This is a genomic window from Mesorhizobium sp. B2-5-3, from assembly GCF_006441005.1.
In the GTDB taxonomy this organism is placed as follows: Bacteria; Pseudomonadota; Alphaproteobacteria; order Rhizobiales; family Rhizobiaceae; genus Mesorhizobium.
Genome location: NZ_VFUS01000001.1, coordinates 865,211 through 887,172, shown reverse-complemented (window position 1 = coordinate 887,172; position 21,962 = coordinate 865,211). Strand labels below are relative to the sequence as shown.

Annotated in this window: 28 protein-coding genes and 1 tRNA gene; 18 read left to right on the top strand and 11 right to left on the bottom strand. The window is 64.2% G+C overall.

Annotated features, from left to right (window positions below; all coding sequences use genetic code 11):
* Positions 1-107 precede the first annotated feature (107 nt).
* The 4 genes from FJ867_RS04590 to FJ867_RS04570 form a co-directional block, all read right to left on the bottom strand.
* A tRNA-Arg gene (locus tag FJ867_RS04590) sits at positions 108-184 on the bottom strand.
* 138 nt (positions 185-322) lie between these two features.
* A complete protein-coding gene (locus tag FJ867_RS04585; protein WP_140816650.1) occupies positions 323-1,285 on the bottom strand; it encodes a DUF5655 domain-containing protein in 963 nt (320 codons plus the stop codon).
* Positions 1,286-1,441: 156 nt separating this feature from the next.
* Positions 1,442-2,365, bottom strand: coding sequence for a DUF1003 domain-containing protein (locus FJ867_RS04580; RefSeq protein WP_140816648.1), 924 nt, complete (start codon positions 2,363-2,365; stop codon positions 1,442-1,444).
* A 760-nt stretch (positions 2,366-3,125) separates the two neighbouring features.
* Positions 3,126-3,956, bottom strand: coding sequence for a D-alanyl-D-alanine carboxypeptidase family protein (locus FJ867_RS04570; RefSeq protein WP_181168311.1), 831 nt, complete (start codon positions 3,954-3,956; stop codon positions 3,126-3,128).
* Positions 3,957-4,228: 272 nt separating this feature from the next.
* On the opposite strand from FJ867_RS04570, the gene FJ867_RS04565 reads away from it, so the two are divergent.
* The 3 genes from FJ867_RS04565 to FJ867_RS04555 all read left to right on the top strand — a co-directional run bounded on the left by FJ867_RS04565 (position 4,229) and on the right by FJ867_RS04555 (position 6,487).
* A complete protein-coding gene (locus tag FJ867_RS04565) occupies positions 4,229-5,332 on the top strand; it encodes a hypothetical protein (protein ID WP_140816645.1) in 1,104 nt (367 codons plus the stop codon).
* Between the two features lie 131 nt (positions 5,333-5,463).
* Positions 5,464-6,075 carry a nucleoside triphosphate hydrolase gene (locus tag FJ867_RS04560; protein WP_140563581.1) on the top strand — a complete coding sequence of 204 codons (612 nt, stop codon included), beginning with the start codon at positions 5,464-5,466 and terminating at the stop codon, positions 6,073-6,075.
* Between the two features lie 94 nt (positions 6,076-6,169).
* Entirely contained in the window at positions 6,170-6,487 is a 318-nt protein-coding gene (locus FJ867_RS04555) for a hypothetical protein (RefSeq protein ID WP_140559001.1), read from the top strand.
* 53 nt (positions 6,488-6,540) lie between these two features.
* Here the strand turns inward: FJ867_RS04555 and FJ867_RS04550 are convergent, their stop codons facing one another.
* The 3 genes from FJ867_RS04550 to FJ867_RS04540 form a co-directional block, all read right to left on the bottom strand.
* Entirely contained in the window at positions 6,541-7,245 is a 705-nt protein-coding gene (locus FJ867_RS04550; protein ID WP_140563583.1) for a glutathione binding-like protein, read from the bottom strand.
* A gap of 191 nt (positions 7,246-7,436) precedes the next feature.
* Positions 7,437-8,645 (bottom strand): beta-ketoacyl-[acyl-carrier-protein] synthase family protein, encoded by a 1,209-nt coding sequence (locus tag FJ867_RS04545; RefSeq protein ID WP_140563585.1) that lies wholly within the window; start codon positions 8,643-8,645, stop codon positions 7,437-7,439.
* 4 nt (positions 8,646-8,649) lie between these two features.
* Complete coding sequence (locus FJ867_RS04540) at positions 8,650-8,904, bottom strand: acyl carrier protein (RefSeq protein WP_140491308.1); 255 nt, start codon at positions 8,902-8,904, stop codon at positions 8,650-8,652.
* A 202-nt stretch (positions 8,905-9,106) separates the two neighbouring features.
* Here FJ867_RS04540 and FJ867_RS04535 point away from each other — a divergent pair, with 202 nt between their 5' ends.
* The 5 genes from FJ867_RS04535 to FJ867_RS04515 are packed head-to-tail and all read left to right on the top strand — an operon-like array spanning position 9,107 to position 11,476.
* Positions 9,107-9,949: an urease accessory protein UreD gene (locus tag FJ867_RS04535; RefSeq protein WP_140493415.1), complete on the top strand. Its 843-nt coding sequence runs from the start codon at positions 9,107-9,109 to the stop codon at positions 9,947-9,949.
* A gap of 28 nt (positions 9,950-9,977) precedes the next feature.
* Positions 9,978-10,280, top strand: a complete 303-nt coding sequence (locus tag FJ867_RS04530; RefSeq protein ID WP_140729614.1) for an urease subunit gamma — start codon at positions 9,978-9,980, stop codon at positions 10,278-10,280.
* Between the two features lie 10 nt (positions 10,281-10,290).
* Positions 10,291-10,545 (top strand): DUF1272 domain-containing protein, encoded by a 255-nt coding sequence (locus FJ867_RS04525; RefSeq protein WP_140524172.1) that lies wholly within the window; start codon positions 10,291-10,293, stop codon positions 10,543-10,545.
* Between the two features lie 31 nt (positions 10,546-10,576).
* The gene (locus FJ867_RS04520) at positions 10,577-11,164 is read left to right on the top strand and encodes a HupE/UreJ family protein (RefSeq protein ID WP_140816643.1); all 588 of its coding nucleotides are present in this window, start codon (positions 10,577-10,579) and stop codon (positions 11,162-11,164) included.
* Between the two features lie 6 nt (positions 11,165-11,170).
* A complete protein-coding gene (locus FJ867_RS04515) occupies positions 11,171-11,476 on the top strand; it encodes an urease subunit beta (RefSeq protein WP_140491317.1) in 306 nt (101 codons plus the stop codon).
* A gap of 80 nt (positions 11,477-11,556) precedes the next feature.
* Here FJ867_RS04515 and FJ867_RS04510 read toward each other — a convergent pair whose 3' ends face one another.
* A complete protein-coding gene (locus tag FJ867_RS04510) occupies positions 11,557-12,045 on the bottom strand; it encodes a hypothetical protein (RefSeq protein ID WP_140491319.1) in 489 nt (162 codons plus the stop codon).
* A 132-nt stretch (positions 12,046-12,177) separates the two neighbouring features.
* The gene (locus FJ867_RS04505) at positions 12,178-12,555 is read right to left on the bottom strand and encodes a hypothetical protein (protein WP_140514392.1); all 378 of its coding nucleotides are present in this window, start codon (positions 12,553-12,555) and stop codon (positions 12,178-12,180) included.
* A 165-nt stretch (positions 12,556-12,720) separates the two neighbouring features.
* Between FJ867_RS04505 and ureC the strand changes: the two genes are divergently transcribed.
* The 9 genes from ureC (at position 12,721) to FJ867_RS04460 (ending at position 19,505) form a co-directional block, all read left to right on the top strand.
* Positions 12,721-14,436, top strand: coding sequence for an urease subunit alpha (gene ureC, locus FJ867_RS04500; RefSeq protein ID WP_140554949.1), 1,716 nt, complete (start codon positions 12,721-12,723; stop codon positions 14,434-14,436).
* A 126-nt stretch (positions 14,437-14,562) separates the two neighbouring features.
* Complete coding sequence (locus FJ867_RS04495) at positions 14,563-15,051, top strand: DUF29 domain-containing protein (RefSeq protein WP_140491324.1); 489 nt, start codon at positions 14,563-14,565, stop codon at positions 15,049-15,051.
* Positions 15,052-15,101: 50 nt separating this feature from the next.
* A complete protein-coding gene (locus FJ867_RS04490) occupies positions 15,102-15,695 on the top strand; it encodes a hypothetical protein (protein ID WP_140554597.1) in 594 nt (197 codons plus the stop codon).
* A 45-nt stretch (positions 15,696-15,740) separates the two neighbouring features.
* Positions 15,741-16,346 (top strand): glutathione S-transferase family protein, encoded by a 606-nt coding sequence (locus FJ867_RS04485; protein WP_140514385.1) that lies wholly within the window; start codon positions 15,741-15,743, stop codon positions 16,344-16,346.
* The gene (ureE, locus tag FJ867_RS04480) at positions 16,343-16,921 is read left to right on the top strand and encodes an urease accessory protein UreE (protein ID WP_140559016.1); all 579 of its coding nucleotides are present in this window, start codon (positions 16,343-16,345) and stop codon (positions 16,919-16,921) included. The genes FJ867_RS04485 and ureE overlap by 4 nt, the downstream gene beginning before the upstream one ends.
* Complete coding sequence (locus tag FJ867_RS04475; RefSeq protein ID WP_181168310.1) at positions 16,896-17,585, top strand: urease accessory protein UreF; 690 nt, start codon at positions 16,896-16,898, stop codon at positions 17,583-17,585. The genes ureE and FJ867_RS04475 overlap by 26 nt, the downstream gene beginning before the upstream one ends.
* Positions 17,582-18,022, top strand: a complete 441-nt coding sequence (locus FJ867_RS04470) for a DUF3995 domain-containing protein (RefSeq protein ID WP_140491332.1) — start codon at positions 17,582-17,584, stop codon at positions 18,020-18,022. The genes FJ867_RS04475 and FJ867_RS04470 overlap by 4 nt, the downstream gene beginning before the upstream one ends.
* A complete protein-coding gene (gene ureG, locus FJ867_RS04465) occupies positions 18,019-18,660 on the top strand; it encodes an urease accessory protein UreG (RefSeq protein ID WP_140816641.1) in 642 nt (213 codons plus the stop codon). The genes FJ867_RS04470 and ureG overlap by 4 nt, the downstream gene beginning before the upstream one ends.
* 77 nt (positions 18,661-18,737) lie before the next feature.
* A complete protein-coding gene (locus FJ867_RS04460; protein ID WP_140554601.1) occupies positions 18,738-19,505 on the top strand; it encodes a class II aldolase and adducin N-terminal domain-containing protein in 768 nt (255 codons plus the stop codon).
* Positions 19,506-19,775: 270 nt separating this feature from the next.
* Here FJ867_RS04460 and FJ867_RS04455 read toward each other — a convergent pair whose 3' ends face one another.
* Complete coding sequence (locus FJ867_RS04455) at positions 19,776-20,408, bottom strand: HAD family phosphatase (protein WP_140816639.1); 633 nt, start codon at positions 20,406-20,408, stop codon at positions 19,776-19,778.
* Positions 20,409-20,663: 255 nt separating this feature from the next.
* Here FJ867_RS04455 and FJ867_RS04450 point away from each other — a divergent pair, with 255 nt between their 5' ends.
* The gene (locus FJ867_RS04450) at positions 20,664-21,623 is read left to right on the top strand and encodes a sugar-binding transcriptional regulator (RefSeq protein ID WP_140491340.1); all 960 of its coding nucleotides are present in this window, start codon (positions 20,664-20,666) and stop codon (positions 21,621-21,623) included.
* A gap of 47 nt (positions 21,624-21,670) precedes the next feature.
* Here FJ867_RS04450 and FJ867_RS04445 read toward each other — a convergent pair whose 3' ends face one another.
* On the bottom strand, positions 21,671-21,856 hold the full coding sequence (locus tag FJ867_RS04445) for a hypothetical protein (RefSeq protein ID WP_140514372.1): 186 nt from the start codon (positions 21,854-21,856) through the stop codon (positions 21,671-21,673).
* Between the last annotated feature and the right edge of the window lie 106 nt (positions 21,857-21,962).

Here is a 21,962-nt window from a genome sequence, read left to right as displayed (position 1 = left end):
TGGGTGGGCGGGCTCGAACCACTCCAAAGCCCCTTCGGGCCAAAAGTGTTACCCATGTCTCCGGTATAAACCGTAACCTATGTGTCCGGAACGGACCCAGTTTTTACTGGCGCACCCGACAGGATTCGAACCTGTGACCTCTGCCTTCGGAGGGCAGCGCTCTATCCAGCTGAGCTACGGGTGCTTCCCGGCGGGCCGGAAAACGAACCGGGTGAACCGGCAAGTCACGGCTTCTTAGCGGAAGCGGGCGCGGGCTTCAACGGGCAAGTGCGTTTTACGAAATCGAAAGGGCTGGCGCACAGAACCGAGGCGAGAGCGTCGATCACGATCCTTCATATGCTCTCATGAACAACGGTTGCGCCTTCTGGAAATCAGCCATTGATCTGATTGAAACTTGCAGATTGCCGGTTCCGTAGTGGCCAATTTTCGTCACGTCACGGGTGAAGCCCTCCTCAATCTCGATTGTCCGTGGATCTAGCTTCAGGTACACGACGGCAACCTTTGGCTGAGGGTAGACTTCAAGGCAGGCGAAGTTCTTTATACGCTTAAAGGCCGTATACAGCTTTAATTCCTTGACCTGGACGTCGTCTCCAAGGCCGAACAAGAAGTCCCGGATGGCGTCATGGAGATCGCGCAGAGCCGGGCTCGCTTGCGACAGTCGATACGCCATGCGGTATGTAGCATAAGGGTCTTCCGAATCTTCGTTCAGAGTGGCCACGGTGGTGTCGCCGGCAGCGCTCTTTGTGTCGGGTGCGGCTGAGAATGTGTTTATCTTGGCCAGTTTCGGTGCGTGAACGAGTTCCAACATCAGCATGGATTCACCAAATTGCCGATATCTTACCAATTCGATGTTCCGGGCGATCTGCTTGACCGCGTGCTGGTCATAGCGGGTGAAATCGCCAGCAACACAGAGCAATCTTGGAGCCGAGAAATCGACATTCTTTGCGGCCTCAGAACCAAGCCTTTCCATGACAAGCCATTGAAATTCCTTCCGATGGTCGAGAAGCCAATCGAGATAAAATAGGCCCTGATTAATGACGTTCTCGTTTATCGCGCGCTTATACTCGATGATCACGGGACAATCGTCCTCATCGAGCCCCAACGTGTCGATGCGGCCGCCATGGACTGGCCCGGTTGAGTGCTCGCTGGCAAGGAATCGAACACCTAACAGCGCCTCAAGGTTCGCCTCAAAGATGTGCTGAAGCGATTTTTCGACCTGCATGGCAGACCCGGCCAGTTCCTGAATCTGCCCATGGTTGAATTGAAACAGTTTAATATCGCTCAAAAGTGTACCCACCCGATGAATGCGTGGCGCAGACTGTCTTGAATTTCCAGCTCTATGTCCAGTTGGAGCGGCCGCTCGCGAAATTGTGGATTCCTTTGTCGGCGGCTGCCGCCCGTCACGCCTGGGCGGTCGTCATCAACTTCGCACCACGCCCCCTCACCCGCCCGCCTCGCTCTTCACCGTCCGCCTCCTCACGCCTCTTGCCGCGCGCTTCGCCTTCTTCGCGCCGGTCAGCTCATGCATGGCGTCGAGCTGCATCTGCTGCATCTCGGCCAGGCGGGTCCATTGGCGCGAGATGAGGTAGTCGAGTTTTTCGTGCAGATGGCGCACTTCGAGCTCGGCCTTGAGGTTGACGCGGTAGTCGTTGAAGGAGCGCAGGCGGTCTTTCACCTCCTGGCGCTTCTGGCTCATCATGATGATGGGCGCCTGGATGGCGGCGATGCAGGAGAGCAGCAGGTTGAGCAGGATGAAGGGGTAGGGATCGAAGGCGCGGTTCAAGCCCTCGAACAGGTTGATGGCGATCCACACCAGGAGCACGCCGGCGAACGAGATCAGGAACCACCAGCTGCCGCCGAAGGCCGCCATGTTGTCGGAGACACGGTCGGCAAAGGAGCGGTGCTCCTCGAACTCCTCTTCCGAGTTTTCCGAAATCGTGTCCTGCCTGGCGATCGATTCCACCACCTGGCGGTCGAGCTCGGAGAATTCGCCGTGCTCCTGCTGGAGCAGCTCCTCCATGTAGCGCATGCGGTAGCGGCCGAGCTCCTCGCGGCTGATGCGGGCGCCATGCGGCAGGTCCGGATGGTCGGAGCGGATGCGGTCGGCCAGGCTCGGGCGCAAATCGTCGATGCGCACCAGGTCGCGCTTGCGGAATTTGCGGCCCGAGATCGCCGACGGTCTTTTCTTGGGCTTGGCCCGCGAAGCGCCGGGCAAGGCCGGCTCTGAGTCCGGCACTTCCGGCGTGTCGAAATGCTCGTCCGAAACCCCGTGCAGGTCTTCCCCTGTAGTCGGCGCCTCGAAATATTCGCCGCCGCTGTCATTGTCCGCCGCCTGCTGCTCGGACGCCTTGGGGAGAGTGCTCATGATGCGGGCTCCTGCTGTGGTGGAAGACGATAGACCGACGGGGCGATGCTTAGCCAGCATCACGGCCATTTGGCATGCCTATGCCACGCCTTGCGGACGATTGCGTGACAGGAAGGGGCAGCGGGCCGCCTTTCGGGGCTCGCCTGGTCGAGAGACATTCGAGGTTGGCGGCGGCTCTGTGAAATCGTCATCAACCCCTGGGGAAACCATAACGGGGGCGAAGCTCCGTCGCGGAGCCTGGATCCATTCCGTGACATTGGCCGCGGTGGGGCAGAATTGCGAACCGTTGCGGCGCCTGCCGAGTCGCGGCATGGATCCTCGCGCCGCGTCGCTACGCTCCTTGCTCCGCCCGTGGATGACGAAGTGATTGGCCGGCGCCTGGGCGACGGCACAAAAAACCCGCCTTGCGGCGGGTGGCTGGCGCAAATCAGCACCATAGGGAGGATAGTAGCATAGTTGCCTTCACCCTGTAAAGAAAAAATTCCTATCGGGTCAAGTGGACGCCATCGCCCGCTTTCGAGCGACTGCGCCGCCCCTCACTGTCCTGCCGGACATCTCTCCCCGTAGAACGGGGAGAGAGGGGCTGTTATCGCCGGTTTCGCCCATCACCAACGCTGCAAAAGGGTGCCGAGGTTGCGGCCAGCCCCTTCTCCCCGTCACTATACGGGGAGAAGTGCCCGGCAGGGCGATGAGGGGCGGCACCGACTTCGATAGTTGAGCAAGCTGGTCCGAAGCGAGGCAGCCCCGAAGCTCGCCCCGCTCACTGCTGTTCGGCGTACATCACCCTGGTCGGGGCGTCGGCAACCGCCGGCGACAGGCTGCGCTGGATCAGCGCCTCGACATGGTCGTTGCGCTGGCGGGCGCTGTCGGCGCCCATCACCACCACGATCAGCTGGCGGCCGTCGGCTTCGTAGGAGGTGACGATGTTGAAGCCGGAAGCCCTGATATAGCCGGTCTTGATGCCGTTCACGCCGCGCACGCGGCCGAGCATGTCGTTGTGGCCGCGCACCAGCCGGCCGCGAAACATGAAGTCGCTTTCGGAAAAATAGTGGAAATGCTGGGGGAAGCGCTGGTGCAGCGCCATGCCGAGCACCGCCATGTCGCGCGCGCTGGTGACCTGGCCGTCGTCGGGCAGGCCCGAGGCGTTGCGGAAAATGGTGCTGGTCATGCCGAGCTGGCGCGCCTTCGACGTCATCATGGCGGCGAACTCGTCCTCCGAGCCGCCGAGATATTCGCCCACCGCCACCGCCACGTCATTGGCCGACTTGACGACGATGGCGCGGACGGCGGAGTCGACGTCGATCGTTTCCCCGCGCCGGAATCGCAGCTTGGTCGGCGGCTGCGAGGCGGCATGGTCGGAGACCGGGATCTGCGTTTCCTTGGAGACGCGGCCGCTCTCCATCGCCTCGAACAGGAGGTAGAGCGTCATCATCTTGGTCAGCGAGGCCGGATAGCGCTGCGCCCTCGAATTGACCTCGAACAGCTGCTTGCCGCTTCTGATATCGACGACGATGGCGGCGTATTTCTGCGGCGGCGCCGGCACGGCGAGCACAGAGTCCGGCGGTGTCGTGGTCGAGCAGCCCGCAGCCATCAGCAACAGGCCAAGGGCGACGAGAAGTCTCTGGACGAGCGGAAGGCGACGCAAGGGGGACAAGGACAGGTCTGTTCTGGCTGGGCTGTTGCTGAGATGCGGCGAAGCTAACGTAACCCGCCAGCCGCGTCCATTTGGTTAATGGCGGTAGCCCCAGCTTTGTCTGCTTTCGCAAGCTTGTGTTCCAAGGATGATGCAAAATGCCGGTCGCGGCGCTTGCGCAACCGGCGGCGAACGGTTCTTGTTGCGCCTTCGGATTCGATGAGAGCGCAATGGATACGGTCACCCTCAAGGCACGCGGCATTTCGGTCTCGCTGGACACCACGGTCGGCCATATCGCCGACATGGTAGTCGAGGATGGCGGGCGCCGGCTGCGGCCGCTGCACCGCGCACCCTGGGTCGGCGCGCCACGCGACACGCTGCCGGCCGACCTGCCCGAGGGCACGGTGCGGCTGTCCGGCGATTTCCTGTGCGCGCCGTTTTCGCGCAGCGACGTCGAGGAAGCGCCGCTGCATGGCTGGCCGGCCAACAGCGCCTGGGACGTCACCGAAAGCAGCGCCGTGGACGGCGGCTGGCGAGCCGTTTTCCGGCTGCGCCGCAAGGTCATGGGCGCGACCGTCGACAAGATCCTGACGCTGCGCGACGGCCATGCCTTCCTCTATCAGGAACATGTGTTTTCCGGCGGCCGCGGCGCGATCTCCGTCGCCCATCATCCGATGACGGCGATGACGGATGGCGGCCGGCTGGCCTTTTCGCCAAAACGCTTCGCGGCCTCGCCCGCCGATCCGCTGGAGCCCGATCCCGCGCGCGGCCGCTTCCTGCTCGCCTATCCCGGGCGCAGCAGCGATCTTGGCCATTTTCCCGCTGCCGGCGGCGGCACGCTCGACCTGACGGATTACCGCATGGACGACCGGCGCGAGGATTTTGTCACGCTGGTCGAGGCCGATCATGGCGGGCCGGGCTGGACGGCCCTGGCGCGCCGGGCCGAGGACGATCTGGTTCTGGTGCTGAAGAACCCGGCGGAGCTGCCGGTCACCATGCTGTGGTTCAGCAATGGCGGCCGCGACTACGCGCCGTGGAGCGGCCGGCATCTCGGCGTGCTCGGCATCGAGGACGGGCGCACGGCGATAGGCCATGCCGCCTCGATCGGCGACAACTGGCTGACGCGCGAAGGCGTGGCGACGGCGTTTACAGTCGGCGAAGGCGCCAGCGTCTCCTTCCGCCATGTCATCGGCGCCCTGCCGCTGGCGGGCGGCGAGCCGCCGCAGGAGGTCACCACGGCGGAGGGCCGCATGCGGCTCTTGGGCCGAGGCTCGGCGCGGGAGGTGCCGTTCGACAGCGATTTCCTGCGCATCGGGCAGGCCGCGGCTGGTTGAGCGGATTGGCTTCGAACGTCGGCGTTTCGACACTTGACCACCGCACCTTACCCAAAATGCCGGTTTGAAATTTCCGCCGAGTGCCGCCAGAATAACGGTCGCGCCAACCATCAGGGGCAAGCGAGGCCGCCATGTCCGAAATCGCCCATCTCGCCGCCACCATCTTCAAGCGCGCCGGCAAGGCAAAGCGCTTCATCGTCGCCATTGCCGGACCGCCGGGGGCCGGCAAGTCGACATTGTCGGCGAGCCTGCACGATCTGCTGCCGGAAGGCGCCGTGGAGGTCGTGCCGATGGACGGCTTCCACTATGACGACGTCGTTCTCAACCAGCGCGGGCTGCGCGCGCGAAAGGGCGCGCCGGATACGTTCGACTTCGGTGGCTTCGAGACGCTTCTGAAGCGCATCCGGGCCGGCGAGCCCGACATCGCCATCCCGGTGTTCGACCGCGGCAAGGAACTGTCGCGCGCCGCGGCGGCGATCATCGGCGCGGAGACCAAATTCATCCTGGTCGAGGGCAATTATCTGCTGCTCGACGAGGAGCCGTGGTCGCGGCTGGCGCCGCTGTTCGATTTCTCGATCTTCGTCGAGGTGCCGCGCAACGAGCTCGAGCGCCGCCTGATGGAGCGCTGGCACGAACATGGCCGCTCCGAGGAGGATGCGCGCGCCTGGATCGCCTCCAACGACATGCCCAACATCGAACGCGTGCTGGCGCGGCGCCGGGCGGCCGACCTGGTGATTGGTTAACCTGCTTAATTGTCGGTATTTTTCGACGGGAACCTTAAGGGGTTTCGCACCGTTATGGCCGAGAACCGATTGTCCTGCGTAAGGGGATTTTGCAATGGCAACCAAGGCAAGAAAACCCGCGACCGCCAAGACCAGGACGACGAAGACGACGCAGGCGAAAGCCGGCGCTGGTCCGGCGATCGCCGAACGTTCGAAGGACGCAAAGCCCAGCTTCGGCAAGGCCGCGCCTCGGAAGGTCGCGGCCGCGGCCGCAAAGCCGGCCAGCGCGCGCAAGCCGGCCCCAGAGAAATCCGGCGCCGTCCGCACCGTGGCAAGCGTCGCGGCCGGCGCGGTGGTGGCGACGGCACGCGGCGCCGCTTCGCTGGCGGCTTCCGTGATGGGCAAGGGCGGCCCGAAAGCCAAGGCGAAATAGCCCAGCCGGGCCGGCCAAGGCGATATCCCGCGCCCCAGGGCGGCCGGGCCGCTTCAGCCCTTTGCCGGGAGTGTCAGCCCCTTCTGCACCGCCGGCCGAGCCAGGCCGCGCTCCAGCCATGCCGCCACATGCGCGAAATCATCGAAGCCGACGAGGTCGCGCGCTTCATAGAAGCCGATCAGATTGCGCACCCAGCCGATGAGCGAGATGTCGGCGATGGTGTAGTCATTGTCCATGATCCATCGGCGGCCCTTCAGCCTGCCGTCGAGAACGCCGAGCAGGCGGCGCGATTCATCGCGGTAGCGCTCCAGCGGCCGCTTGTCGGCAATCTCACGGCCGGCGAATTTGTGGAAAAAGCCGACCTGGCCGAAGATCGGGCCGACGGCCGCCATCTGGAAGAACACCCACTGGATCGTCTCGTAGCGCAGCGCCGCGTCCGCCGGGACGAGCAGGCCGGTCTTGTCGGCGAGGTAGAGCAGGATGGCGCCGGACTCGAACAGGCCGATCGGCTTGCCGTCGGGACCGTTCGGATCGATGATCGCCGGTATCTTGCCGTTGGGATTGAGCGACAGGAATTCCGGCGTCCAGCTTTCGTTTTTGCCGATGTCCACATAATGCGGCTCGTAGGCCAGGCCGATCTCTTCCAGGGCGATCGATATCTTCACCCCGTTCGGGGTCGTCGCCGAATAGAGCTGGATCCGGTCCGGATGCCTGGCCGGCCAGCGGGCGGTGATTGGAAAGGCGGACAGGTCGGCCATCGAGAACTCCTGGGCGGGATTTCGCACCGAGCGGCGCGGTCTGGGTGGGGTCGGCAAAGAATTAGGCGTACGCCCCGGCACGATCAATGCGGCGTCAGGCGTTTGGCCGTGCACGCACAGTCAACAAATCGAATGATGCCGGCATCGGGAGCCGGCAGATTGACCTGCCGGGCAGAACACGATCGCCGGGATCAGATCGCCTTGAAGGCCAGCACCGCATTGGTGCCGCCAAAGGCGAAGCCGTTGCTGATGGCGGCGCGCACCTTGCGCTCGCGCGCGACGTTCGGCGTCACGTCGAGATCGCAATCGGGGTCGGCCTCGCGGAAATTCGCCGTGGGCGGCACCACGCCCTCTCGGATCGCCATCACGCAGGCGATCATCTCCAGCCCGCCCGAGGCGCCAAGGCAATGGGCATGCATCGACTTGGTCGAGGAGACGGAAAGCGAGCGCGCGTGCTCGCCGAAGACGCGCTTGATCGCGGCGGTCTCGATCTGGTCATTGGCCTTGGTGCCGGTGCCGTGCGCATTGAGGTAGTCGATGTCCTCGGGATTCAACCCGGCGTCCGCCAGGCAGAAACGCATCGCCGCTTCCGGCCCTTCTATGGTCGGCGCAACGATGTCGGAGGCATCGGCCGAGAGGCCGGCGCCGACGATTTCGGCGAGGATGTTTGCGCCGCGCGCCACCGCATGATCGTAGCTTTCCAGAACCGCCATGCCGGCGCCTTCGCCCAGCACCAAGCCCTGACGATCGGCCGAAAACGGCCGGCAGGTATCGGGCGACAGCACGCGCAGAGCCTCCCACCCCTTCAGCACGCCCCAGACCAGCGGCGCCTCGGTGCCGCCGGCGACCATGACGTCGGCGCGGCCGAGCCTGATCTGGTCGACCGCCGATGCGATGGCGTGGTTGGCCGACGAGCAGGCCGAAGTGACGCCGAACACCGGTCCGCGCAGGCCGAGATGCATGCTGACCTGGCCGGCGGCGGCGCCCGGCATGACCTTCGGCACCGTGAAGATGCCGGCGCGATTCTTGCCCTCGATCAGGATGGCGCGATAGTTCTCCTCGACCGTCTCGAAGCCGCAGACGCCGATGCCGATAACGGCACCCATGCGGTAGGTATTGTCCGCATGGGCGGCCAAACCGGACTGCTGTAAGGCTTCGCGGGCGGCAATCACCGCCAACAGGCTGAAACGGTCCATCGAGACCAGCTGCTTGCGCTCTATGCCATGGTCGGGCAGCCCCTTGATCTCGCAGCCGATCTTGACCTTCAAATCGTGCAGGAACGGGTTATCGATGGGGCCGATCGCCGAGCGGCCGGCGCGCATCTCGGTCCAGATCGCCGGCACGTCGGTGCCAAGCCCGCACAAACCGCCGATGCCGGTAATGACGACGCGCTTGTGCATCCGGTCAGGCTTTTTTCGCGATCAGCGCGCGAACGGCCTCGACCATGTCGCCAACATTCTTCAGGTTGCTCCAGGCATCGACCGTGTTCATCTCGATCTCGATGCCATACTGCTCCTCGAGATCGAAGATGATCTCGGTCAGTTCCAGCGAATGGATGCCGAGCGCCGTCAATTCGGTGCTGGTGGTGATCTCCTCGCCGCCCGGCTCGGCATGAGCCTTGATCTTTTCGATGATTTCGGTCGCCAGTTGGTCAGCCATTCGGTTTCTTCCCCACTTTGTCGTTTCCCGACGCCAACTGAACAGCGCCTTTTTGTCCTCGATATCAGGCCGCGACCGTCGCCTTGGACCCCCGCCAGGCGTCGCATGAGCGTACCAAGGTGGCTCCCTCTATAGAAACGGAAACGCCATCAAGCAACAAGCTATATATCGACAAAACCGCCGCGGTGCTTAACCTGACGGCGTGGATACGATCGAACATACCGGATTTTCGGCCCCGCCGGCGCAGCGGGCGGCCGGACTGGCGCAGCTCGTCTGCGCCAGTCAAGACGGCCGCACACGGCTGCGCCGCCTCTATCAGGACGGTTCCGCCAAGATAAGGATGCCGGCCGTTTCCGGCGGCCCGCTGGAAGCCGTGCTGATCAACACCGCGGGCGGGCTGACCGGAGGCGACCGCCTCGGCTGGGAGATCGACGTCGGCGCGCATGCCAGCGCCACGATAACGACGCAGGCCTGCGAGAAAATCTATCGCGCCGCTTCCGACCGGGCCGAAGTCAGCGTCCGGCTAACGGTCGGCGAAAACGGCCGCGTCGCCTGGCTGCCGCAGGAGACCATCGTTTTCGACCGATCGGCCTTTGCCCGCACGCTCGACCTTGATCTTGCCGCCGGCGCCGAGGCGCTGGTGCTGGAAGCCACCGTCTTCGGCCGGACGGCGATGGGCGAACGCGCGGTCCAGGGCGGCTTTCACGACCGCTGGCGCGTCCGCCGGGGCGGGGCTCTCATCCATGCCGAGGATTTCCGCATCGGGCCCGACATCGCCGCGACCCTGGCGCGCCCACCGATTGCCGGCGGCGCCGTCGCCATGGCGACGGTGCTATTGATCTCGCCGCGGGCGGAAGCGCTTCTCGATCCGGTTCGGGAGATCATCGGCGGCCAGGGCGGCGCCAGCACCTGGAGCGTGCAGGAATCTGGCAAGCTTCTTGCGAGGCTGTATGCCGGCGACGGCTACCGGCTGCGCCAGCATCTGGTTCCGCTCGTCGGCTTGCTCAACGGAAAGGCGGGGCTGCCCAAAATATGGTCACTGTGATCGTGTCCGCATCATTTCAGGGAAACGCATGAACCTGACGCCGAGGGAAAAGGACAAGCTGCTGATAGCCATGGCGGCGGTCGTGGCGCGCAAGCGTCTGGAGCGCGGGGTCAAGCTCAATCATCCGGAGGCGATCGCGCTGATCACCGACTTCGTCGTCGAAGGCGCCCGCGACGGCCGTCCCGTCGCCGAGCTGATGGAAGCCGGCGCCCACGTCGTCAGCCGCGCCCAGGTGATGGAAGGCATCGCCGAGATGATCCATGACGTGCAGGTGGAGGCGACATTCCCCGACGGCACCAAGCTGGTGACCGTGCATGAGCCGATACGGTGAGGAGACAGATATGCTTGAGCTGCGCCCGAACTGCGAATGCTGCGACAAGGACCTGCCGCCGGAGGCGACGGATGCGCTAATCTGCACCTTCGAATGCACCTTCTGCGCCGATTGCGTGGAAGACGTGCTCGGCGGCGTCTGCCCCAATTGCGGCGGCAATTTTTCGGCACGGCCGATCCGTCCGCCGGCAATGCTGAAGAAGTATCCCGCTTCGACCAAGCGCGTCCTCAAAGCCGAGAGCTGCGGTCCGCGCGAGGCCGCGTGACCTCTGCGCTCACCAACGAAAGGCAAGTAGAATGATCCCCGCCAAACGCCTGTGCCTCTCTGCGATTCTGCTCATGGCAGCCGCAATGCCCGCCTACGCCCATGTCGGGGCCGGCACGACCTCCTCCTTCGCGGCCGGCTTCATGCATCCGCTCTCCGGCCTCGACCACATGACGGTGATGGTCGCGGTCGGCCTGTGGGCGGCACAGAAAGGCGGCAAGGCGGTGTGGGCATGGCCGGCGGCCTTTGTGGGCGTCATGCTGGCCGGTGGCGCGCTCGGCATGCTGCATGTGCCGCTGCCCTTCGTCGAGCCGGGCATATTGGCGTCGGTGGTGGCGCTCGGATTGTTCGTGGCGCTGGCCGTCGATCTTCCTGTCACGGCCGGCGTCGCCATCATCGGCGCGTTCGCGCTGTTTCATGGTCACGCCCATGGCACCGAGGTACCGGAAAATGCCGCAGGGCTTGAATATATGGCCGGCTTTGCCGTCGCCACGGCGCTGCTGCACGCCGCCGGCATCGCCGCCGGGCTTGGCCTCGGCAGGCGGTTTCGCGTGCTCATGCGGGCCGCTGGTGCCGCCTGCACGGCGATCGGGCTCGGCCTCGTCCTCGGCGCCGTGTGACGAACGATGATCCCGGGTGAAATCATTCCCGCCGACGGCGACATCGACCTGAACAAAGGCCTGCCGACGGTTACGCTCAAAGTGGCCAACAGCGGCGACCGGCCAATCCAGGTCGGCAGCCACTATCATTTCTTCGAGACCAATGAGGGCTTGAAATTCGACCGCGAACAGGCGCGCGGCATGCGCCTCGACATCGCCGCCGGCACCGCCATGCGCTTCGAGCCCGGACAGGAGCGCGACGTTACGCTGGTGCCGCTGGGCGGCAAGCGCGAGGTCTATGGCTTTCAGCAGAAGGTGATGGGCAGGCTGTGAGGCCGAGGGCGTCTCATGCGCGGCGTGCAAAGAGGGCAAAGGGCTTTCGGGCGAGCACGAAAGCGAGTTGTGCCCTCGGCTCAATCGGACGGCTTGGCCGCCGCATAGATGACGATTTTTCCGGGGTCGTCGAATTCCACGGCGAGAACGTCCTGCGCAAGCACGCGTCGCGAGTCGATGGCATTGAACAGCAGCGCGTTGGCCTCGATCTCCTTGCGCAGCTCCGCAATGTCGTCCTGATGCTGCTTGACCTTGGTTTCGATCGCCGGCGGCGGACCGCCTTCGGTGCGCGCGGCATCGGTCAGGAACACGATATCGACCTTGTCGAGCTTGGATGTCTTGCGCACCGTGCCGATGTTTTCACGCGTCCGATCAATCGCCCTGGCAACTTTGCCGGCTTCGGCATCGCTCCTGGTTTCTTCCTGCTTGACGTCCGAGCCGATGATCCGGTTGACGGTCTCAGGGCTTTCGAGCCCTTGTGCGTGAAGGGAGGCTCCGGGGCTGCCCACCGCCAGGAATGCCATGGAGGCGAAGGCATAGAGCCGTCTCTTGCCGGGATTGATCGCCATCGCTCGCTCCTGGACGGGTTCATTTCGCGGCGCCGTTCAGCGCCGATGAAACGAAACGGCTCCTGCCCGGCCAAGGTTCCCTTCCAGATAGCGCGGGCGGACCGGACGACGGCCCGCCGCGCAGGCGCGCCGTCAGCTCGCCTTCTTGGTGATCAGGGTCAGGGCGCCGTTGGGCTCCATGCTGGCCGCGACCACCTGTGCCGAGGTCATTCCCTTGGCCTCGAGGGCGGATTTGACCTTGGGCGTGGCATCGATCGAGCTGCGCAGCTTCTGCAGGCCGGCATCGCCGCGCTGGGCGATCACCTGGTTGACCTGCGTCTGCGTGTCCTTCGGCAGTTCGGTGATGTCGACGATGTTGACGCTCTGGATCGTCGGCGCGGCCTGCTGCCCGCCGGGGGCGGGCGCGGCCGGCGCTGCCGGAGCGGGCTGCTGCGCGGGCTGCTGCTGGGCACTGGCGGCACCCGCCAGCATCAGGGTGGCGGCAGCGGCGAGAACTATCGTTTTGCGCATGGATTTTCCTTCCATCGATTTGGCAAACGGTCGTTTTTGGGGTGACCCTCCAACCTCAACCGCCAAATGGGATCAGAAGGTGTCGACCAGCGGGTCATTGCGTGACCATTGGATGGCAGCAATGTGCAGCCCGGTTTCACCAGCACCGCAATTCGGGAGCAATCACTGATGGCCAGAATAACCCGCGCCGCCTATGCGCAGATGTACGGGCCGACGGTCGGCGACAGGGTGAGGCTTGCCGATACCGAACTCTTCGTCGAGGTCGAGAGGGATTTCACCATTCATGGCGAGGAGGTGAAATTCGGCGGCGGCAAGGTCATCCGCGACGGCATGGGCCAGAGCCAGGTTTCCCGCGCTGAAGGAGCGGTCGACACCGTCATCACCAATGCGCTGGTGATCGACGCCAGCGCCGGCATCTTCAAGGCCGATATCGGCCTCAGGGACGGCCGCATCGCGGCAATCGGCAAGGCCGGCAACCCGGACACACAGGATGGCGTCACCATCATCATCGGCCCCGGCACCGAGATCATCGCCGGCGAAGGCAAGATCCTTACCGCAGGCGGCTTCGACGCGCATATCCATTTCATCTGTCCGCAGCAGATCGAGGAAGCGCTGATGTCGGGCATCACCACGATGCTCGGCGGCGGCACCGGCCCGGCGCACGGCACGCTCGCCACCACCTGCACGCCCGGGCCATGGCACATGGCGCGCATGATCCAGTCCTTCGACGCCTTCCCGATGAATATCGGCCTGTCGGGCAAGGGCAACGCTTCCCTGCCCGCGGCACTGGAGGAGATGGTGCTGGGCGGCGCCTGCTCGCTGAAGCTCCACGAGGACTGGGGCACGACGCCGGCCGCGATCGACTGCTGCCTGTCGGTGGCCGACGACCATGACGTGCAGGTGATGATCCACACCGACACGCTCAACGAGAGCGGCTTCGTCGAGAACACGGTGGCGGCGATCAAGGGCCGCACCATCCACGCCTTCCACACCGAAGGCGCGGGCGGCGGGCATGCGCCCGACATCATCAAGGTCTGCGGCCTGCCCAACGTCATCCCGTCCTCGACCAACCCGACGCGGCCCTACACGGTCAACACGCTGGCCGAGCATCTCGACATGCTGATGGTCTGCCACCATCTGTCGCCGTCGATCCCGGAAGACATCGCCTTCGCCGAAAGCCGCATCCGCAAGGAGACCATCGCGGCGGAAGACATTCTGCACGACATCGGTGCCTTCTCGATCATCTCCTCGGACTCACAAGCGATGGGCCGCGTCGGCGAGGTGGCGATCCGGACCTGGCAGACCGCCGACAAGATGAAGCGCCAGCGCGGTTCGCTGCCGCAGGAGACCGGCAACAACGACAATTTCCGCGTCCGCCGCTATATCGCCAAATACACGATCAACCCGGCCATCGCGCACGGGCTGTCGAAGGAGATTGGTTCGATCGCTGTCGGCAAGCGCGCCGACCTGGTGCTGTGGAACCCGGCCTTCTTCGGCGTCAAGCCTGATATGGTACTGATCGGCGGCATGATCGCGGCCGCTCCCATGGGCGACCCCAACGCCTCGATCCCGACGCCGCAGCCGATGCACTATCGGCCGATGTTCGGCGCCTATGGCAAGGCGCGCACCAACTCGTCGGTAACCTTCGTCTCGAAGGCGGCACTAGAGTCCGGTCTGCACGGCCGGCTCGGCGTCGACAAGCAGTTCGCCGCGGTCGAAAACACGCGTGGCGGCATCGGCAAGCACTCCATGGTGCTCAACGACGCCACGCCGCATATCGAAGTCGATCCCGAGACTTACGAGGTTCGTGCCGACGGCGAACTCTTGACCTGCGAACCAGCGACGGTGCTGCCGATGGCGCAGCGATATTTTCTGTTTTGATAAGATCGCCGCGAGCCATTGCCCTCGTTAAATGCGGCGGTGAGTGGGTTGTGCCGACTGCCCGAATGGGCCCACTCGTTCTCCGCAGGCTTGGAAATTGTGCACTTTGGGAGCAATATCTCCTCAATGAACAAGATATTTCGCAAACAGCAATTGACGCCCTACGAGGCCGACTATGCTCAGTGGTGCGCCGAGCAGGGCGCGTTGCTGCGCGAAGGTCGTCTTTCCGACCTCGATCGTGAGAATGTTGCCGAGGAGATCGAGAGCTTGGGGCGGAGCGACAAAAGGGAAATTGCGAGCAGGCTTGGCACTTTGGTCCTTCACTTGCTAAAATGGGAGTTTCAGTCTGAGCAGCGCAAAACGGGCTGGTTGCTGACAATTCGGGAGCAACGGCTTCGGATTGAGGGCCTGCTTGATGAAAGTCCGAGCCTCAAAAAATATCCTGCGCAGGTGCTCGATCGAGAGTTCAAGATAGCAAGATTAAAGGCCTTGGACGAAACAGGCCTGAGAGATCGGGATTTCCCTGTCCATTGCCCCTATGGGATCAAGGAAATCTTGGACGATGATTATTTCCCAGGATCACCGTGGTCTTCAGACAACCTTATGCGCGAATAGACTGATAGTGGTGTGTTGACGGACGTTCCATCACCTGGCGAGCATTCGGCATGGCCACCGAAATAGCTTCGCCCCACGACATCTTCCCGCATATCCGCATCGTCCTGGGCATGGTGATCGGGCTCGGCGTCGCGCGCCTGTTGTCGGGGGTGGCGCGCATCGTCCAGCATCCCGGCCAGTACCGGCTCTATACGGTGCATCTGGCCTGGGTCGCTTCGGTGCTGTTGATGCTGGTGCATTTCTGGTGGTGGGAGTTCGGCCTCTACGCCATCGAAACATGGACCTTCGGCAAGTACCTGTTCATCATCTTCTACGCCATCACCCTGTTCCTGCTCTGCGCGCTGCTGTTTCCGGATTCGATGCTCGACTACACCAGCTATGAGGATTTCTTCTATTCGCGCCGCGCCTGGTTCTTCGGCCTGCTGGCCGCGACCTACGTGCTCGACGTGATCGACACGCTGCTGAAGGGGCCGGAGCATTTCGCCCGCTTCGGCAACGAATATCTGTTCCGCACGCCGGTCTTCGTCGCGCTGTGCATCGCCGCGATCCTGGTGCGCGACCGCCGGTTTCACATCGCCTTCGTCGCGGCGGCGCTGATTTACCAGGTATCGTTCATCCTGCGGCTGTTCGACACGATCGTATGACGGCCGCGGATGCTCTAGGCTGACCGGGAAAGGCAGGGTTCAATCATGTACAAGGCCGTCGGATCGCGTGGATCCCGGGTTAGCCGTGTTCTGTGGATGCTCGAAGAACTCGGGCAGGCCTATGAATTCGTCGAAATTCCCCTGCGCTCGCCCGAAGCCTATGCGCTCAATCCCTCGGGCAAGGTGCCGATCTTGATCGACGGCGAGCTGACGCTGACGGATTCGGCGGCGATCTGCGTCTATCTCGCCGATAAGCACGCGGATAAGGGCATGGGCGCCAGTCCCGGCCTCGCAGGCCGCGCCGAAATGGATTCCTGGATGCATTTCGCCCAGTCCGAGCTGGAAGCGCCGTTGTGGAACAAATTGCGCCACCGTTTCCTGCTGCCCAGGGAAGTCCGGGTCGATGTCGGCCCCGCGGCCGCCTACGATTTCGCCTCGGAGGTCAAGGCGCTGGACCGCCGGCTTGGCGACAAGCCTTTCGCGCTCGGCGACCGGTTCTCGGCTGTCGACGTGCTGCTCGGCGACATGGGCGGCTGGGCCCGAGCCGGCCGCTTTCCAATAGAATCCGACCGCGTCAACGCCTATTTCGACCGCGTGCTTTCACGCCCTGCCCGTGCCCGGGCGCAAGCCAATGGCGGAGCCATGAAATGAAGCTCAACCTCAACACCGACTTCACGAAGTTCCCGCGCGCCATCTCGGTGCTGACCTCCGGCAATGCCGGCACCACGGCGCCATCCGGCCGCGCGGTTCTTGCCCATGACGAGCGGCATCTGCGCCGCCGGGCGATCGAATTGTCCGATGGCAGCAAGGTGCTGGTCGACCTGCCGGAGCCCGTCACCCTCAACGACGGCGACAGGCTGGTGCTGGAAGACGGCCGCCACGTCGAGATCATCGCGGCGCCGGAGGAGGTCTATGATATCCGCGCCCGCGACGCCGTGCATCTGGCCGAGCTTGCCTGGCATATCGGCAACCGCCATCTCGCGGCGGCGATAGAGGCGGAACGCATCCTCATCCTGCGCGATCATGTCATCAAGGCGATGCTGGAGGGGCTCGGGGCCACGGTGAGCGAGGTTTCCGAACCGTTCAAACCGGTGCGGGGCGCCTATTCCGGCGGCCATGACCACGGCCATGCGCACGCCCACAGCCACGCCGAAGCGCATTCGCACAGCCATTCGCATTCGCACGACCATCACGATCATCATGATCATCATGATCACCATGACTGACCAGCCATCCGGGGTCGCCCTGCTGCGATTGATGGCGTGGCTGTCGCCGGTCTTTCCGGTCGGCGGCTTTTCCTACAGCCATGGCCTCGAGCGCGCCGCGCATGATGGGCTGGTGACCGATGCGGCGAGCCTCGCCGCTTGGCTTGAAACGCTGGTCGAGATGGGCTCCGCCTGGAACGATGCCGTGCTGTTCGCGGAGAGCTGGCGCAACGCCCGCGACGGCGGCGATCCGGCCGAAGTCGCCACACTGGCGGAGGCGTTGGCCGGGTCGCGTGAGCGCCATGCCGAGACCATGCTGCAAGGTGCGGCTTTCCTCAAAGCGGCCGCCGCCTGGCCCACTCCCGTGCTGGAGCGCTTGCCCGCCGATTGTGCGTACTGCGTCGCCGTCGGCGCTGTTGCCGGCGGCAATGGTATCGCGCTTCAGGACGCGCTGTCCGCCTTCCTGCAGGCCTTCTTCTCCAACCTCGTCCAGGCCGCGATCCGGCTGGGCGTCATCGGACAAAGCGGCGCGACCAGTTTGCTCGCCGGCTTCGAGCCGCTGGCCCTTGCGACCGCCGCCCGCGCATCCCGCTCGACATTGGATGATCTCGGCGGTTGCGCCTTTGTCTCTGATATCGTGGCGATGCAGCACGAAACCCAGTATTCGCGATTGTTCCGCTCATGATCGTCCTTGCCTTCGTCCTCTCATTCGTCCTGCTGGTAATCACCGCGTTGCACGTTTATTGGGGCATTGGCGGGATATGGCCGGGCAAGGATGCGGCGTCCTGCGCGCATGCGGTCGTCGGCTTTCGCGGCGTCGACGAGATGCCGGCGCCGTTCGCCTGCTTTGCCGTCGCCGCCTGCTTGGCGCTGGCAACGCTCTGGCCGATGGCTCTGGAGGGTGTGTTTGCCTCGCCCTTTCCTGGGCAAGGCCTCGCCGCCACCGCGCTGCTGATCGGGCTGGTGTTTCTCGGACGCGGCATTGCCGGCTTCACGCCCCGGTGGCGCCGGCTGGCACCGGAACAGCCTTTCGCGCGGCTCGATAGGAGCCTTTATTCGCCGCTGTGCCTGCTGATCGGGCTCGGCTTTGCAGTTCTCGCCATCACGGAGTTCCCGACATGACGCAGCCCAACGGTCCCCTTCGCATCGGCATTGGCGGCCCCGTCGGTTCGGGCAAGACGACGCTCACCGAGAAACTGTGCAAGGCGCTGCGTGAGGAATTCTCCATCGCCGTCGTCACCAACGACATCTACACAAGGGAAGACGCCATGATGCTGGCGCGGCTGCAGGCGCTGCCGGAGGAGCGCATCGTCGGCGTCGAGACCGGCGGCTGCCCGCACACCGCCATCCGCGAGGACGCCTCGATCAATCTGCAGGCGATCGCGGAGCTCAACCGCAAATTCCCCGATCTCGACATCATCTTCATCGAATCCGGCGGCGACAACCTTGCCGCCACCTTCTCGCCGGATCTCGCCGACCTCACGCTCTATGTCATCTCCGTCTGCCAGGGCGAGGAGATCCCGCGGAAAGGCGGTCCGGCGATCACCCGTTCCGATTTCCTGATCATCAACAAGAGCGACCTGGCGCCCTATGTGAACGTCAATCTCGACGTGATGGAGAGCGACGCCGCCCGCATCCGCGGCAAACGGCCGTTTGGCTTCACCGACCTGTCGCGCGGCAAGGGGTTGCGGGAGGTGATCGATTTCATCGTCGAGCATGGCGGCTTGAAGGTCGGGGCCGCCGCAAGCACGGCGGCGTGAGCCGGCTGCACCAACCGAAACCGGTTGCGGGCACAAGCAGGGCACGGCATTGTTCCTAAAACCCGGAGGATTTTTCGATGAGCATCGCCCGCCTGCAAAAGGAACAGCTGACCAACCTGCCCTTCTACGAGGAGCGCGTCGATCTCGCCTGCGCTTTCCGCTGGACGGCGCGGCTCAACATGCATGAGGCGGTGGCCAACCATTTCTCGCTGGCGGTCAACGAAGACGGCACAAAATTCCTGATGAACCCCAATCAGGTGCACTTCTCGCGCATCAAGGCGAGCGATCTTTTGATGATCGACGCCAACGATCCCGAGACGCTGTCCGGCCCGAATGCGCCGGACCCGACGGCATGGGGCCTGCACGGCGCCATCCACCGCAATGTCCGCCATGCGCGCTGCGTCATGCATGTGCATTCCATCCACGCCACCGTGCTGGCCTCGCTCGCCGATTCGAGGCTGCCGCCGATCGACCAGAATTCGGCGATGTTCTTCAACCGCCATGTGGTCGACGCCCATTATGGCGGTCTGGCCTTCGAGGAAGAGGGCGAGCGCTGCTCGCAGCTCCTGACCGACCCCAAGGTCAAGGTAATGGTGATGGGCAATCACGGCGTGCTGGTCATCGGCGACACGGTGGCCGACGCTTTCAACCGCATGTTCTATTTCGAACGCGCCGCCGAGACCTACATCAAGGCGCTGTGGACAGGGCGGCCGCTACGCACGCTTTCCGACGCCATCGCCGAGAAGGCGGCAAGCGAAATGGACGACTATCCCGGCCAGGCCGAGCGGCATCTCAGCGAACTGAAGGCGATTTTGGACGAGCAGGAGCCGGTTTATCGGAATTAAAGCCGGACTCTTCCTTCTCGCCGTTTACGCTATGCTATCCATCTTTTGTGACTGGCGTGAACGACCGGCCCGAGGCTTGATTGCCAGGTGGTTCCCCCAATCCGTCGCTGCTTCGCAGCGCCACCTTTCCCCCCTCCGGAGGGAAAGGAAGGGAGCGTTGCTAGACGAGCGTTGATGAAAAAAAGCTTGGCGCCCTTCCTCTCCCCCGTCGATCGGGGGAGAGGTGGCTCGGCGAAGCCGAGACGGAGTGGGGGTCGAGCAGCGCTTAGCTCAGAGCCCCAGTTCAGCCCGCAATTCCTCGGCGCTGTTGATGACCACCGCACCGGGCGGGCCGTCCATCGGTTTTTCCGGCCAGAAGATCGTCTTCATGCCTGCCGCCAGCCCCGCCATGGCGCCCGGCCAGCTGTCGTCGACCGCCACCGCGTCCGCGGGATCGACATCGGCCAGATAGGCGGCGCGCAGGAACGGCTCGGCTTGCGGCTTGCCTTCGCGCACGTCGTTGCGGCTGATGGTCTTCATGCCTGGATAGATCAGGCCGACCATGTGCAGATTGGCGTCGACGATCATGCGGTCGGAATTCGAGACCACGGCTTGCTGCACGCCAAGCGCGCGCAATTCGTTGAATATCTCGATCGCACCGGGGCGCGGCTTCAATGTCGCGACAAGCGGCAGATAATGCTCGTATTTATGGACGATCCACTCGTCGAAGGGCAGATCCAGGCCGAACTCGTCGCGCATCATCAGGTAGACCGGCCAGGCAGCGACCCCGAGAACGCGCTCATGCAGGTCGGGCGGAGGCTGAAGGCCGACATTGCGCATCGCCGCCACCAGGGCTGCTTCGTGCAGCGGTTCGCTGTCGACCAGCGTGCCGTCCATGTCCCAGAAAACCGCTTTCGGTGTCATGCAACGCTCCTTTTGGCGTTCCCTTAAAGGGTTTACCCCGCGAGATAAACCATCCGGACGGCAGAACGTGCCACCTGTCGGAACGGAAATCCTCCTTTTGCCTGCCGTGGAATCCCCCGGCCGACGATGATCCGGCCGATCCCACGCCCGCTGGCGCAAGCAATTGCCCTGGCGATTGACAATTGCGCAGCGCGCGGTTCCCTGCGAAAGTAGTCGCGGACCGCCTCCATGACCGGCGGTTTCGGGAGGCAGAACGTGAATAACCGGCAGGAAGGCGGCAGCAACAGGTTGGACGATGCCGCGCGCGCGGGCTGGCTTTATTACGTCGCCGGTAACACGCAGGACCAGATCGCCGCCACGCTCGGCATCTCCAGGCAGACCGCGCAGCGGCTGGTGTCGCTGGCAGTGTCGGAAGGCCTGATCAAGGTGCGCGTCGACCATCCGATCGCCAACTGCCTCGACCTCGCCGCCCGCCTGAAGTCGCGCTTCGCGCTCGACCTGGTGGAGGTGGTGCCGAGCGACCCGACCTCGTCGTCGACGACGATCGGTATCGCCGAGGCGGCGGCAGCGGAAATCGAGAGGCGGCTGAGATCGCCGGCGCCGATCGTGCTGGCGATCGGCACCGGCCGTACGCTGAAGGCGGCGATCGAGCAACTGCCGCCGATGGAGTGCCCGCAGCACAAGGTGGTGTCCCTGACCGGCAATATCTCGCCCGACGGTTCGGCCGCTTTCTACAACGTCATCTTCACCATGGCCGACAGGGTCAAGGCGCGGTCGTTCCCGATGCCGTTGCCGGTCATCGCCTCCTCGCCGCAGGAGCGCGAGATGCTGCTCAGCCAGCCGATGATCCAGCCGACGCTGGCGCTCGCCGCGGAGGCCGACGTCACCTTCGTCGGCATCGGCGACCTCGGCCCGAAGGCGCCGCTCTATGAGGACGGCTTCATTTCCGACGCCGAGCTGAAGGCGCTACAGAAGGCCGGCGGCGTCGCCGAAATTGTCGGCTGGGTGTTCGATCGCGACGGCCGCATGATCGAGGGCATCACCAACGACCGGGTGTCGTCGGCGGCCCTGCCGTCACGCGAGAAGTCGCTGGTCATCGCGCTCGCCATGGGTGAACGCAAGCTGCCGGGCATCCTGGCGGCCGTGAACCGCCGGCTGGTCAACGGCCTCATCACCGACGAACGAACCGCCGCCGCCCTGCTGGCGAGCGGATGAGCCAAAAGCCTCGAGGCAACATCGATTTGCGATAAAATCCGGGCGGGCTATCCATGCCGTCCGAAGGGGTCGTTGCCGTCGAGGAAGCCAAGGTCCCGCCGCAAGTGCGGTGACAGGTCCCTGATGTCGAGATGCGCCTTTTTCCTGGTCGCGAACCAGCCGAATCCGTCCGCAAGCCATGAAATCCAGCGATGATCCGGAGCGGGAGTGCATTTTTGCTGCGCCATGGTCATGATCGTCAACCTTCGCTATCTTCAACCCGAGTGACGGGCTGAGGATGAATGTCGGTCTTGCCGGCCGCCTTTGCCAATCGAACGTCGATAAGGACCCATAAGGAGG